The 12,231-nt window shown below is 73.5% G+C and carries 12 protein-coding genes and 1 pseudogene; 9 read left to right on the top strand and 4 right to left on the bottom strand.

The features are described 5' to 3' along the window. Positions 1-172 precede the first annotated feature (172 nt). The 3 genes from ACFYNS_RS01405 to ACFYNS_RS01395 all read left to right on the top strand — a co-directional run bounded on the left by ACFYNS_RS01405 (position 173) and on the right by ACFYNS_RS01395 (position 3,314). Positions 173-1,099, top strand: coding sequence for a LysR family transcriptional regulator (locus ACFYNS_RS01405; protein WP_360299787.1), 927 nt, complete (start codon positions 173-175; stop codon positions 1,097-1,099). Beyond that, positions 1,096-1,998, top strand: a complete 903-nt coding sequence (locus tag ACFYNS_RS01400; protein ID WP_360299785.1) for a serine hydrolase — start codon at positions 1,096-1,098, stop codon at positions 1,996-1,998. The genes ACFYNS_RS01405 and ACFYNS_RS01400 overlap by 4 nt, the downstream gene beginning before the upstream one ends. Positions 1,999-2,240: 242 nt before the next feature. Further along, positions 2,241-3,314, top strand: a complete 1,074-nt coding sequence (locus tag ACFYNS_RS01395) for a hypothetical protein (protein WP_388599982.1) — start codon at positions 2,241-2,243, stop codon at positions 3,312-3,314. A gap of 115 nt (positions 3,315-3,429) precedes the next feature. Here the strand turns inward: ACFYNS_RS01395 and ACFYNS_RS01390 are convergent, their stop codons facing one another. Then, a complete protein-coding gene (locus ACFYNS_RS01390) occupies positions 3,430-3,651 on the bottom strand; it encodes a hypothetical protein (protein WP_360299782.1) in 222 nt (73 codons plus the stop codon). Positions 3,652-3,884: 233 nt separating this feature from the next. Here ACFYNS_RS01390 and ACFYNS_RS01385 point away from each other — a divergent pair, with 233 nt between their 5' ends. Further along, complete coding sequence (locus ACFYNS_RS01385; RefSeq protein ID WP_360299779.1) at positions 3,885-4,472, top strand: TetR/AcrR family transcriptional regulator; 588 nt, start codon at positions 3,885-3,887, stop codon at positions 4,470-4,472. 130 nt (positions 4,473-4,602) lie between these two features. Further along, the gene (locus ACFYNS_RS01380) at positions 4,603-5,223 is read left to right on the top strand and encodes an L-threonylcarbamoyladenylate synthase (RefSeq protein WP_360299777.1); all 621 of its coding nucleotides are present in this window, start codon (positions 4,603-4,605) and stop codon (positions 5,221-5,223) included. Between the two features lie 127 nt (positions 5,224-5,350). On the opposite strand, the gene ACFYNS_RS01375 is transcribed toward ACFYNS_RS01380, so the two are convergent. Further along, complete coding sequence (locus tag ACFYNS_RS01375; protein WP_388599977.1) at positions 5,351-5,920, bottom strand: PadR family transcriptional regulator; 570 nt, start codon at positions 5,918-5,920, stop codon at positions 5,351-5,353. A gap of 101 nt (positions 5,921-6,021) precedes the next feature. On the opposite strand from ACFYNS_RS01375, the gene ACFYNS_RS01370 reads away from it, so the two are divergent. Continuing rightward, positions 6,022-6,477, top strand: coding sequence for a nuclear transport factor 2 family protein (locus tag ACFYNS_RS01370; protein ID WP_388599974.1), 456 nt, complete (start codon positions 6,022-6,024; stop codon positions 6,475-6,477). 158 nt (positions 6,478-6,635) lie between these two features. Here the strand turns inward: ACFYNS_RS01370 and ACFYNS_RS01365 are convergent, their stop codons facing one another. Further along, entirely contained in the window at positions 6,636-8,309 is a 1,674-nt protein-coding gene (locus ACFYNS_RS01365) for an FAD-dependent oxidoreductase (RefSeq protein WP_388599971.1), read from the bottom strand. 60 nt (positions 8,310-8,369) lie between these two features. Then, positions 8,370-9,284 carry a diiron oxygenase gene (locus tag ACFYNS_RS01360; RefSeq protein WP_360299919.1) on the bottom strand — a complete coding sequence of 305 codons (915 nt, stop codon included), beginning with the start codon at positions 9,282-9,284 and terminating at the stop codon, positions 8,370-8,372. Between the two features lie 398 nt (positions 9,285-9,682). Between ACFYNS_RS01360 and ACFYNS_RS01355 the strand changes: the two genes are divergently transcribed. From ACFYNS_RS01355 to ACFYNS_RS01345, 3 genes and pseudogenes are all read left to right on the top strand, one after another. Beyond that, positions 9,683-9,925, top strand: coding sequence for a DUF6411 family protein (locus ACFYNS_RS01355; RefSeq protein WP_360299922.1), 243 nt, complete (start codon positions 9,683-9,685; stop codon positions 9,923-9,925). Between the two features lie 177 nt (positions 9,926-10,102). Then, on the top strand, positions 10,103-10,477 hold the full coding sequence (locus ACFYNS_RS01350) for an ATP-binding protein (RefSeq protein WP_388599967.1): 375 nt from the start codon (positions 10,103-10,105) through the stop codon (positions 10,475-10,477). A gap of 220 nt (positions 10,478-10,697) precedes the next feature. After that, positions 10,698-11,537, top strand: a pseudogene (locus tag ACFYNS_RS01345) (SigB/SigF/SigG family RNA polymerase sigma factor); the annotation flags it as partial. Positions 11,538-12,231 lie beyond the last annotated feature (694 nt).

Raw genomic sequence — 12,231 nt, 5'->3', positions numbered from 1 at the left:
TCCGACTGTCCGGAACCTGATTCCCCGGGCCGGTGAGGGCCCGGTACGGCGGGCCACGTGTGCGCCGCCGCGACAGGCAGCCTGCCGCCTCGCCCGTCATGCGGTCCAAGACCGGATCGCGCCGTTTGATGCAGGATCCGCATAGCTCCGGCAGCCGCATAGAGTGGCATGCGTGGATCTTGTAGGCGCCTGCCGTGCGTTCGTGCACGTCAGCGAGCGGGGCAGTTTTACGGTGGGCGCGGCGGCGGCGCGCATGTCGCAGTCGGTCGCCAGCCGCCGCGTCGCCGCGCTGGAGCGGCACTTCGACGAGCTGCTCTTCGAACGCGGCGCGCGCCGGACACGCCTGACCCCCTTCGGACGGGAACTGCTCCCCGCGGCCCGGCGGCTGGTGCTCGCGGCCGAGGAGCTCCAGCACGAGGCGGCGACAGCGCGGCGCCGGCCCGTCCGCCTCGCCGTCCCCGACACCTGCCCGGCACCCGCCCTCGCCCGTCTCGCGGCGGCAGCCCGCGGCCACCGCATCGCCCTGGAGCTGCGCACCGCCGACCCGGAGGCACGCCCGCACCTCGTCCGCTCCCAGCAGGTGCGGGCCGCGCTCGTCGCGGTGCCGCCGGACCAGGCGCGCTGGCGCGTGCCGCTCGGGCTCGCCGGCCTCGACCGGCCCCGCGCCCGGCGCCGCTACCTGGAGACGCTGCGGCCCCGGCGCACCGACTCGGCGCCGCCCCGCCGCGTCTGGCTCCAGCCCGAGGACGACGTACCGCACATCCGGGACCTGCTCGTCCGGCTGCGCGACGCGGTCGGACTCCGCCCCGCGCAGCTCTCCGTGGCCGCCACGCTCACCCAGGCGGCGGCCGAGGTGTTCGCCTCGCAGGACCTGCTGCTGTGCTCGCCGCCGCAGGCCCGGGAGTTCGGACTGCACTGGCGGCCGCTCGGCGAACTCGCGCTGGAGCGGACCTTCGGCCTCCTCGCCGCCGAGGAGAGCGACGCCGAACGGCTCGGCGCCCGCTTGGACGCGCAGATCGCACACTGCCTGGGCGCGGACGCGCGGACGGACGGGGACGACGACGGGGACGACGGGGACGACGAGGAGAGCGGAGCATGACGGACGGCCATCTGCTGCGGGAGCTGCGCCAGGCCCTGCGCGACGGCGGACTGACCGGCTCGTTCCTCGTGCGCGACCTGCGGACGGGGCGGGAGGCGGGCATCGACCCGGACATCGAGCTGCCCGTAGCCTCCCTCGTCAAGCTGCCCCTCGCCCTCGCGACCCTGGAGCGCATCCGGTGCGGTGAACTCGACGGCGGCCAGCAGCTCGACGTGCAGCCGGGCCGCGCCACCCGGCCCGGCCCCACCGGGCTCACCCGGTTCCGGCACCCGGCCCGCGTCGCCCTCGACGACCTGCTCTACCTCAGCACCTCCCTGAGCGACAACGCCGCCGCCAACGCACTGTTCGGCCTCACCCCGCCCGGCGACGTGGACGCCCGGGTGCGCGCGCTGGGGGTGCGGGGCCTCGCGATCCGGCACGCCCTCGGCGAGCTGACCGACACGCCCGTGGAGCACCTTCCGGCGCGGAACGCGCACCTGGCGCACTCCCTCGCCGTCGGCGCCGGTACCGGCGGGCACGGCCACCGGCTCCCGCAGCTCGATGTGACCCGGGCCAACTCCGGGACGGCCCGGGCCTTCGTCGACCTGCTGGAGGCCTTCTGGACCCCCTCGGCCGTCGACCCGCACGTCGCGGCGCGGATCCGTTCCCTGATGGCCGACAACGTGCTGCGCCAGCGGCTCGCCCCGGACTTCAGCTCCGACGCGGCCGCCTGGGCGTCCAAGACGGGCACCCTCCTCAACCTCCGGCACGAGGTGGGGGTGGTCGAGCACGACGACGGCGACGTCTTCGCCGTCGCGGCCCTGACCGAGTCCCGGGTACCCGCGGCGGCCCAGCCCGGCGCCGAGGCCCTGATGGCCCAGGTCGCCCGCGAACTGCGGGACCATCTGCGGCACGGCTGAGCGCCCCGCAGCCGCGCGCGGGCGGGCCGCGTCGGCAGTGCACTGCGTGAGGATGCGTGTATGGGCGCTGTTTCACGCAACCGGGTGGCGGGGGTCGGTTTGCTCCGTTGCACGTCGGAGGAGAGAACCCGACGTCACAGGTACGCCCAGCCGGTATGCGGTGCGCCGCGAGCCCGGACTGAGTCGCCAGGACCCGGTGTGTCCGAGGCGGGGACGTGCCCTCCACCTCCTGGAGTTCGACGATGCAGCACGACCGTCGACGTCCGTACCGGGCCCTCGCCGCCGCCGCCGCGGCCGCGGCGGCCCTGCTGCTGGCGGCAGCGCAGGCGAACAGCACCCCGGCCGCCGCCGGTACCGGACCCGCCTCCCCGGCCCCCGCGGCCGGGGACATCACGCTTCCCCCGGCACACGCCGGATTCGACTACCAGATCGGCGGCCCCTACGCGCCGCCCGAAGGCGTCGGGGTGGTCAGCCGGGACGCCCAGGCCACCGGACTCACGCGGGTGGTGGGGCTGTGCCACTCGGTCCACTGGACCATGCACGGACTGGCCGAACTCGTCGGCGTACCCTACGAGGACGTCACCTACCGCGCGGCCGGTGTCAACCATCAGGCGTGGGTGCTGGAGTTCCGGCACGGCGGCACGGATCTCTACCCCCGGCTCGACGCGCTGATCGAGCGGGACCCGCAGTTGCGTCGCCGCACCCGCGTCGACATGTACCGCAGGCTGGGCTACTACCCGACCGAGACCAGCGAGCACTCGGCCGAGTACGTGCCCTGGTACCTGCACCACGACGGCGAGATCGCCCGCCTGCGACTGCCGGTCGACGCCTATCTGGACATCGTCGCGGAGAACGTCGCCGAGTACGAGAGCACCCGGGACGCGCTGGCGGCCGGGCGTGCCCTGGAGGCCGAGGGGACGATGGAGTACGCGCGGCAGATCATCCACAGCATCGTCACCGGCACGCCCCGCACCGTCTACGGAAACGTCCCCAACCGCGGGCTGATCGACAATCTGCCGTCCGAGGGCGTGGTGGAAGTGCCCTGCCTGGTGGACGGATCCGGCGTCCCCCCCACCCGGAACGGTCCGCTGCCCGCCCAGTTGGCCGCTCTCAACCGCACCTACCTGAGCACCACCGACCTGGTGGTGCACGCTGCGCTGGAGGACGCGCCGGTCCGAGTCCGCCAGGCTGCCATGACCGACCCGGCCACGGCCGCGGCGCTGCCGCCGGAGCGGATCTGGGAGCTGTGCGACGCCATGGTGGAAGCGCACGGCGACCGCCTCCAGCCGGGGCTGCGGAAGCTGCTGGGGAGCTGACCGCCGTCACGGCGGACCGGCATCGTCCACCCGGGCAGGGGCTCCCGGTTCACGCCCGCTCCGGCACCTTCCGGCGCGTGCGGGTGTCTCCCGGCGGCACGGGTGGCCGCCCCGATCAGCGCCGCCCGTACCGCTGGGCCTCTTCCCCCAGGGTGCGCAGTTGCTGCTCGGGCTGGGCGATGAGGGTGCCGAGACCGAGTTTGCCCGCACCGCCACCGGCCGGGGCGGCCGAGGGCCGCGGCCCGCTGTCGGCCGCCGCGGCCTGTGCCGCGGTGGCCGTTCCCAGCAGGGCCGCTCCGGCGGCCAGCATTCCCAGCGCCAGCGCTCGCTTGTGCATCCGGTTTCCTCCCGGCTGTCGGTACCGCACGACGGATCACCAGGACAACGAGCCCCGGTCCGCCGCGGACACGCCCACCCGCACGGCCCGGCCGGGCTCCCTCCCGCAGGTCCGGTCCCGCGGCCTCCCGTCCGGCCACTGGTGCCGTTCGGTCATACGATGGCGTACAACAACATCGGTCGCGCCCGTGTGCGAGGCCTGGTACGCGGGTGAGAGGCGAGGTGGAAGGCATCGTGGGCGCTGCGCGCACCCCCCGGAGCCGCTGGGTCGAGGAGGGGCTGCGGGCGCTGGCACTCGGCGGCCCGGAAGCGGTCCGCGTCGAAGCGCTGGCCAAGCACCTCGGCGTCACCAAAGGGGGCTTCTACGGATACTTCGCCGACCGCGAGGCCCTGCTGGAGGCGATGCTGGACACCTGGGAGCGGGAGAGCGTCGACGGGGTCATCGACCGCGTCGAGCGCGAGGGCGGCGACCCGAGGACCAAGATCCAGCGGGCCGGGGCGCTGACCTTCTCCAGCGACCGGCTGCTCCCCATCGATCTCGCGATCCGCGACTGGGCTCGCCGAGACGCCGCGGTCGCCGAGCGCCTGCGCAGGGTGGACAACCGGCGGATGGCGCTGCTGCGCGAGATGATCGGCACTTTCTGCCCCGACCCCGACGAGGTCGAGGCGCGCAGCATGCTCGCCTTCTGCGTGGCCATCGGCGAGCACTTCATCGCCGCCGACTACCAGGGCAGGACGCGGGCCGAGGTGCGGGCGCACGCCGCCGACCTGGTGCTCGACCGCCCCCGGGGGGACCGCCCCGGGGAGGGCGGCGGACCGTGACCGCACCGCGGGTGCCGGCCTGACCGCACCGCGGGTGCCGGCCGTCGCACGTGCCCTTCCGGACGAGGCAGCCGCCGCCGCACCCCCGTCCGGCGGGCACGGCCCAGCCGGGACGCCTTAGGCTCGGTGGATGGCGAAGTACTTCGACGTGCACCCCGAGAACCCGCAGCGGCGGACCATCAACACCGTGGTCGAGAGTGTCCGCGCGGACGCGCTCATCGCGTATCCGACGGACTCCTGCTTCGCTCTGGGGTGCCGGCCGGGCAGCCGCGACGGCCTGTCCCGCATCCGCTCCATCCGCAACCTCGACGAACGCCACCACTTCACGCTCGTCTGCCAGAACTTCGCGCAGCTCGGCCAGTACGTGCACGTGGACAACGACGTGTTCCGCGCGGTCAAGGCGGCCACGCCGGGCCGCTACACCTTCATCCTCCCGGCCACCAAGGAGGTGCCGCGCAAGCTCCTGCACCCGAAGAAGAAGACCGTCGGCGTCCGCATCCCCGACCACGTCGTCACCCAGGCGCTGCTGGCCGAGCTCGGCGAGCCGCTGCTCTCCAGCACCCTCCTCCTCCCGGACGAGGACGAACCGATGACCCAGGGCTGGGAAATCAAGGAACGGCTCGACCACGTCGTGGACGCCGTGGTCGACTCCGGCGACTGCGGCACCGAGCCCACCACGGTGGTGGATTTCTCCGGGGACACGGTCGAGATCGTACGGACCGGGGCGGGCGACCCCGCGCTGTTCTCCTAGAGGCGCCTCCCGGGGCGGATCCGCGCGTGGCCGGGAGGCGGCTTCCCACGAGCGCCCGATGCGTCCCGGGCCGTCCCCGGCCGCTCGCGGCGGGGGCCGGTCGGTGCCGCTCCCGGGCACCGGCGCCTCACCCGGCCTCGGATGTGCCGTTCCTGTCCCGCAGGACCGCCGCCGTGCGCCGGCACCACTCCTGGTTGCTCCGCTCGAAGTCCAGGCCGCGCAGGCAGGTCAGATAGGGGCCGATCCGCCTGCCGTGCCGCAGGAGATCCTCCTCCGCGCGGTTCCCGCGCATCGTCTGCAGCAGTGCCTCGAACAGCTCGGCCCTGGTCTGCGCGAAGGTGGCCCGCTGCTCGAGCCGGGCGATCAGGTCCGCCGTGTCCACGTGGTCGGCGGCCTGCACCGCGACCAGGAGGTCGTCGCGGACGAAGGTCGGCTTCGCGGGGGTCGCCGCGAAGCGCCGCAGCGCGCCCAGCCCGGCGTCGGTGACCTGGAAGAGGCGCTTGTTGGGGCGGGATTCCTGGACCACCTCACGCCCCGCGACCAGCCCGTCCTCCTCCAGCTTCGCCAACTCCGCGTACACCTGCTGCGGCAGCGCGTGCCAGAAGTTCGCCACACCCGCGTCGAACTGCTTGGCCAGTTGGTACCCGCTCAACTCCTCGTCCAGGAGCGCCGCCAGTACGGCGTGCCGCAAAGCCACCGGGCCGTCCCCTCTCCGCAGTGCACGCCCCTGTCCAGGACCCCGAGGGCGTGATAGTCATGAATCTGAGTAATCCTACTCATGACTATCAAGGGTGAGCCATGACCACAGTGGACCGCTTCCGCGCCGCCGTCGACAGCCGCGATCTCAGCGCCCTGGAGGGGCTGTTCACCCCGGGGATCCGGCTCCACAGCCCGGTGAAGTTCACCCCGTTCGAAGGCCGGGAGGCTGTCCTGGGCCTGTTCGGGGTCCTGCTCCGCACCTTCGAGGACTTCCGCTATGTCGGACACCTCGACGGCACCGCACAGGCGGGCCAGGACGGAGGTCAGGCACCTGCCGCGGGGCTGGTCTTCCGGGCCGTCGTCAACGGCAGGCAGATCCACGGCATCGACCTGCTGCACCTCGATCCGGAAGGCGCGATCGCGGAGTTGACGGTGATGGTCCGCCCGCAGTCCGCGGTGCACGCGCTGGGCGAGGCGGTCCTGGCCGGTCTGGTGGCAGACGGCCTGGTCCCGGCCGGGGGCGAGCAGGAGGGCCAGGCACCGGCCGGCCGGTAGCGGCTGCCGGGCCGTCCCGCCGCGGTGGACCCGGGGCGGGACGGCCCGGACCGGTGGGGCCGGCACGGGAACCCGGACGGTCGGACGGGGACGGCCACGAGGGAGGCGTTCCCGGACGACTCCGTCCCGGACGGCGCACCGACCCGCGGCGTCGCCGGTCAGCGGGGCAGCGGGAGCCGGGACTTGGAGGCGGCCACGAGCTCGGGCACGGTGGCCAGCTTGCTGCGTGGTCTGCCGGCGCGGCGGCCGCGCGCCTGCTCGGCGCGGTCGATGGCCGCCAGCCCCCGTGCGTCGACCACCTGGCTGCTGCGGCGCTTGGCCAGGCGCCGGAACGCCTTCGCGGAGCCGGTTGGCTGCGGAAGGGAGCCGTCGGCCGCGTCGCCCAGCAGGGTCGCGACGGTCTCGGCCGCGCAGGAGCGGTTCGCGCCGATGCCCCCGGTCGGGCCCCGCTTGATCCAGCCCACCACGTAGCTGCCGGTCAGACCGGTCACCCGCCCGCTCTCGTGCGGGACGGTCCCGCTGTCCTCGTCGAAGGGCAGCCCGGGGACGGGCGTGCCCCGGTAGCCGACGGCCCGCAGCAGCATCCCCGCCTCGATGCCGGTACCGCCCGCCTCCCCGGTGACCCGGACCGCCAGGTCGCCGCGTGCCGCCCGGCCGTCGCCGACGGCCTCGCGCACCTCGACGGGCGCCGAGTGGAACCGGAAGACCAGGCGTCGGGGGCCGGCGGCCGCCGGAGAGGAGTAGTCCACCCGTTCACGGGGGATGCCGCGGAGCAGGGCGGCCTTCTCCTGCGGCCCCGCGGCGTCGATCGCCGCGCCGGTACGCGGGTCGTGGTCGTCGACGGTCGGCCGTACCCCGGGCATTCGGGTCAGCGCGCGGAGTTCGGGCCGGGTGCAGGCGGCGTCCTGAGGGCCGCGGCGGCCCAGCAGCACGACCTCCCGCACGGCGCTCGCGCGCAGGGCCGCCAGGGCGTGGTCGGCGATGTCCGTACCGGCCAGCTCCTCCGGGTCGGTCAGCAGGATGCGAGCCACATCGAGGGCGACGTTGCCGGTGCCGACGACGACGACGCGCGGCGCGGACAGGTCGATCGCGTCCGCGGGGACGTCCGGATGGGCGTTGTACCAGGCGACGAAGGTGGTGGCGGCGAGAGAGCCGGCCGTCTCCTCGCCCGGGATCCCCAGCCGCCGGTCACCGGGGGCGCCCACGGCGTAGACGACGGCGTCGTGGTGGGCGCTCACCTCCTCCGCCGTGACCTCTTGGCCCACCTCGACACCCAACAGCATCCGCACCCGCGGGTGGCTGTGGAACCGGGCGAAGGCGTCGCCGATGCCCTTGGTCGCCGGATGGTCGGGCGCGACCCCGTACCGCACCAGCCCTCCGGCCACGGGGAGCCGGTCCAGCAGCGTCACCTCGGCCGCCGTGTGCAGCAGCAGGTCCTCCGCGGCGTACATGCCGGCCGGACCGGTGCCGACGACCGCCACCCGGGGTGCGGTGAAGTCGGAGGGCAGGGTCCGCGGGAAGGACGGCTCGCTCCAGGAGTGGAAGTTGGGGCTGTCCTCCGCGGGCCGGGGCGCGGGCGCGTCCGCGTAGTAGGCGGCGTTGATCTCGGCGTACGCCCGCTGCGGCCCGGTGAGGTCCTCCACCGGGAAGACCGCGTCCACCGGGCAGGCGTCCGCGCAGGCTCCGCAGTCGATGCACGCGGCGGGGTCGATGTAGAGCATCTCGGTGCGGCCGAAGTCGCGCTCGTCGGGGGTGGGGTGGATGCAGTTGACCGGGCAGACGGAGATGCATGTGGCGTCGTTGCAGCAGTTCTGGCTGATGGCGTAGGTCATGGGGCCGGTTCCGTGTGCGGCGTGCGGCGGTGGGAGGCGCCGCGGCGCGGGCGGGCGGGGTCAGATCAGGTGGGCGCGCTTGTAGAAGACCAGCGCCGGCCTGGTCAGCAGTCGGGCCGAGGCCAGGAACTCCATCAGTCCCGCGCAGCTCGACCGCAGCATCGACTTGTGGTGTTCGTTGGCCGCCGCCTCGCGGAGCGCGCGGCTCTCGTCCAGACCGGCGGTGGCGTACACCTTCCGGTTCACCATGCTGGTGACGATCACGTAGGAGGCGACGGCGATGACGAACGCGTTGAGCTGGCGGCGCAGCCAACCGGCCTTGGCCAGCCGCTTGCGTGTCTCGTCGCGCGCGAACTTCATGTGCCGCGACTCCTCGACGACGTGGATGTTGTTGATGGTGCGGACGAACGGCACGACCCGTTCGTCGCGCATCCAGTCCCGCTGCATCACATCGAGGACCTCCTCGGCCACCAGGATCGCCGCGTAGGCGGCCTCTCCGAAGGCGAGGGTCTTGAAGGCCCGGCCGAGTTCGCGGGCCACGCGGCGGGGCTGATAGGCGGGTGCCCGGAGCTTCTTGGCCCCGCGCGCGAACATGATCGAGTGCCGGCACTCGTCGGCGATCTCGGTCAGCGCCCACTGGACGGTCTCCTGAGACGGATCCTTGGCGTAGACGTCGCGCAGGATCATCTGCTGCAGGATCATCTCGAACCAGATGCCGGTACCGGCCACCGAGGCGGCTTCCTGGCGGGTGAGTTCCTTGCGCTGCGCGTCGGTCAGCTCGGCCCAGTAGGCGGTGCCGAACAGGGTGCTCCACTCCGGGCTCGTGCCGTGGAAGTCCTCGTCCAGCGGGGTGTCCCAGTCGACTTCGGTGAGCGGGTCGTAGGACAGCTTCGCCGAGGAGTCCAGCAGCCGCCGGGCGACACCGTCCTCCTCGGGGAGCTGCGGAAGGTCCGGCCGGGTGATGCTGCTTGCCATGCTGCGACTCCTCGGGTTCGGACAGCGGGCCGTTCCCGGCCCCCGTCGGTGCGGTACGGGTGCTGGTGTGCCGGTGGAGGGAGGTGCCCGGACGCGGGTCCTGCGGGCACCGGGCCGCCGGCGGGCTCGGCGGAGCGGACGCCGGGGCACCCCGGATCCTCTTGTTAGACGGACTGTATAACAAGGGGTGGATCGTGCCTACCCTCCAGTAAGAAAGCGGCGTCGAGCGGCCGCTCCCACCTGTACCGACGCCGATGGGGGAGTGCGAGGCGCCCCGGGTGCGGCCGTCCGCGCACGCCCGCCGGTTTGCTCCGCGGGACGACGGACACCCGGCAGCCCCCGACGCGGTGGCGCGCACCCGGCGCGACGACCGCCGAATCCAGGGAGAGTGCTGCATCATGGCCGTCCTAGGCATCGTCGCGGTGTGCGTGGTCCTGCTCGTTCTGGCGTTCCTCGCGCCGCGGTTGTCCCGCCGCCCGGAGCGGGGGACCCAGCGGACGCTGGGGGCCGGAAGCCGCACCGCGGGCAAGGCCCCGGGGCTGCTGGGCCGGTTGTTCAGCAAGCCCTTCCGCAGCAGTCAGAAGGCCGTCGGGCGGAGCGGTTCTGCGGGGCGCAGGGCGCGCGGGCGCTTTCCGCTCTGAGTGCGGCGTGCCTCGTCCGTGCGCCGGGTGATACCGGTGGGTGGGCGAACTGTGCGTGTATGACGGTAGGAAAAGGTGACATTCCGTCGCGTGCACATCTCACAGGTCGGCCCGTCGGGGCGTGTGTCGAGCGGTGCGGTCGGGCATACGGGAGGCGAACGGAAGAGGAGGAACATCGTGTTGTCACTTCATTCCGGCGAAGCGTCCGTCTCCGACGCCCGCGCCCTGGCCGCCGCCTACGTGGCGGAACACTGCCCGACCGTCGACGCCGCCACGGTGGGGACCGTGGTCACCGAACTCGTCGTCAACGCCGTGCGCCACACATCGGGCCCCTGGCTGCTGGTGATCGACCGGGCCGGCGGCGTCCTGAGCGCCGAGGTGCGGGACGCGAGCCGGGAACTGCCCGGTGTGTGCAGCGGTGCACTGGACGGGTCCGGCGGGTGGGGCATGCACCTGGTGCACGCGCTCGCCCCTTCGGTGGAAGTCACCGTCGACGGCCCCGGTAAGACGGTGAGCGCGCGCTGGCCCGACCTGCCCGCGCAGGCCGCCTGAATGCGCTCCCGATGTGCCCGCCGACGGGCCCGGAATCGCCTTTCGCGCGGGTGGGGCGGCGACTTCCGGCTCCGCCGGGCGCAGAGCCGCGACGGATGAGTGAGATGGATCGCCGATTCGGGTGCCATGCCCTCGCGTTTCGCGGGCAGGTGGAGAGTGCGGCCGGGAAGCGGCCGCCGCGCACGGAGGCCGGCGCGCAGTCCGAGGAGATGAGGCGCTCATGACGGTGACCGATTCGACGGCACACGGGCACATCGGTTGTCCCGGGGGTACCGGTCTCCCCGTGATCGAGTCGCCCTCCCGGATCCCGGCCAGGGACGCACGGGCGCTGACCAAGCAGTTCCTCGCCCGGCTGGACGAACTGGAGGAGGGCACGGACGCGTACCAGTACGTCCGCAACACCCTCATCGAGATGAACCTGTCCCTCGTCCGCTACGCGGCATCCAGGTTCTCCACCCGTCCCGAGGACCTGGAGGACGTCGTCCAGGTCGGCACGATCGGGCTGATCAAGGCCATCGAGCGGTTCCAGGTCTCCCGGGAGGTCGCCTTCACCACGTTCGCAGTCCCGTGCATCGTGGGGGAGATCCGGCGGTTCTTCCGCGACACCACCTGGGCGGTGCACGTCCCCCGGCGGCTCCAGGAGGCCAGGGAGCAGCTCGCCCGCGCCGATGAGGAACTGCGCTCCCGGCTCGACCGGGAGCCGACCGTGGCGGAACTCGCGGCGCTCATGTCGCTGCCCGAGAGCGAGGTCATCGAGGCGCGCAAGGCCGCCAACGGCTACACCACCACCTCGCTGGACGCGGCGGTCGCGGGCGGCGCCGAGGGCGGCCGGGCCCTCGCGGACTGCATCGGAGGGCCCGACCCGGCGTTCGAACTGGTGGAGGACTTCCAGACGCTGGCACCGCTGATCGCGGAACTGGACGAACGCGACCGGATCCTGCTGCACCACCGCTTCGTGGACGAACTCACCCAGGCCGAGATCGGCGAACGGCTGGGCGTCTCGCAGATGCACGTCTCCCGGCTCCTCAGCCGCCTGTTGGCCCGGTTGCGCGCCGCCATGACCCAGCAGCCCGACCGGCCCCGTGCCCCATCCGGTGCCACGGCAGCGGCCCGCAGCTCGCCCTCCCAGCCGGTTCCGCGCCCCGCGCCGGACCCCGAGCCGGCCTCCGCGGACAACGGCGGACACTCCTCCGGCGCTGCCGGCCGGGCGGACACGGCTCCGGAGGAGCAGGAACTGCTGGGGCTGCGGCAGGCCCATGAGCGGCTGCTGTCCGGCATTTCCCTGGCCGCGCTGCGTTGGGCGCGCGCCAACGACGAGAGGTTTCCCGCGGCCGCAGGCAAGCGGGGCGCCGAACTTCTCTACCGCGCGGCCGAGCTGACGCGCTGGGCGGAGTCCCGGCCTCATGCCCCCTTGCCGCGCACCACCGCGGCAGCGGACTCCGTGCCGGACGGTGTCACCGCCTGACCGGTACGGCACCGCGGTGGCACCGGCCCAGTGGTCCGCCCTGCGGGGTGTGGCCTCCGTGTCCGGCACGGTCCCGCAGCCTTGCGAGGCGTGAGGTTTACCGCCGCCGAAGCCGGTGAGAAGTGCGGTCACGTGCTTGGGAGAACAGGCACATACGCGGAGGAGATGCCCACTCGTGGCCCGCGTGTGCTCCCGAGCCGCCTCTCCCCGCGCTGTGCACCGTCGACGACAGCGGGAGGAGAGCCCATGAGTGCCGCTCGGTACCGGGTCCGGCGACACCGCCGTGCCC

This window comes from Streptomyces sp. NPDC006925 (assembly GCF_042869575.1).
In the GTDB taxonomy this organism is placed as follows: domain Bacteria; phylum Actinomycetota; class Actinomycetes; order Streptomycetales; family Streptomycetaceae; genus Streptomyces.
The sequence above is the reverse complement of the archived record's forward strand: the minus strand, read 5'-3'. Positions and strand labels throughout refer to the sequence as shown.

Bases quoted from the DNA above. Each gene is read 5' to 3' on its own strand.
- ACFYNS_RS01380 (WP_360299777.1), top strand. From the start codon at position 4,603: ATGGCGAAGTACTTCGACGTGCACCCCGAGAACCCGCAGCGGCGGACC.
- ACFYNS_RS01390 (WP_360299782.1), bottom strand. From the start codon at position 3,651: ATGCACAAGCGAGCGCTGGCGCTGGGAATGCTGGCCGCCGGAGCGGCC.
- ACFYNS_RS01360 (WP_360299919.1), bottom strand. From the start codon at position 9,284: ATGGCAAGCAGCATCACCCGGCCGGACCTTCCGCAGCTCCCCGAGGAG.
- ACFYNS_RS01355 (WP_360299922.1), top strand. From the start codon at position 9,683: ATGGCCGTCCTAGGCATCGTCGCGGTGTGCGTGGTCCTGCTCGTTCTG.
- ACFYNS_RS01365 (WP_388599971.1), bottom strand. From the start codon at position 8,309: ATGACCTACGCCATCAGCCAGAACTGCTGCAACGACGCCACATGCATC.
- ACFYNS_RS01395 (WP_388599982.1), top strand. From the start codon at position 2,241: ATGCAGCACGACCGTCGACGTCCGTACCGGGCCCTCGCCGCCGCCGCC.
- ACFYNS_RS01400 (WP_360299785.1), top strand. From the start codon at position 1,096: ATGACGGACGGCCATCTGCTGCGGGAGCTGCGCCAGGCCCTGCGCGAC.
- ACFYNS_RS01370 (WP_388599974.1), top strand. From the start codon at position 6,022: ATGACCACAGTGGACCGCTTCCGCGCCGCCGTCGACAGCCGCGATCTC.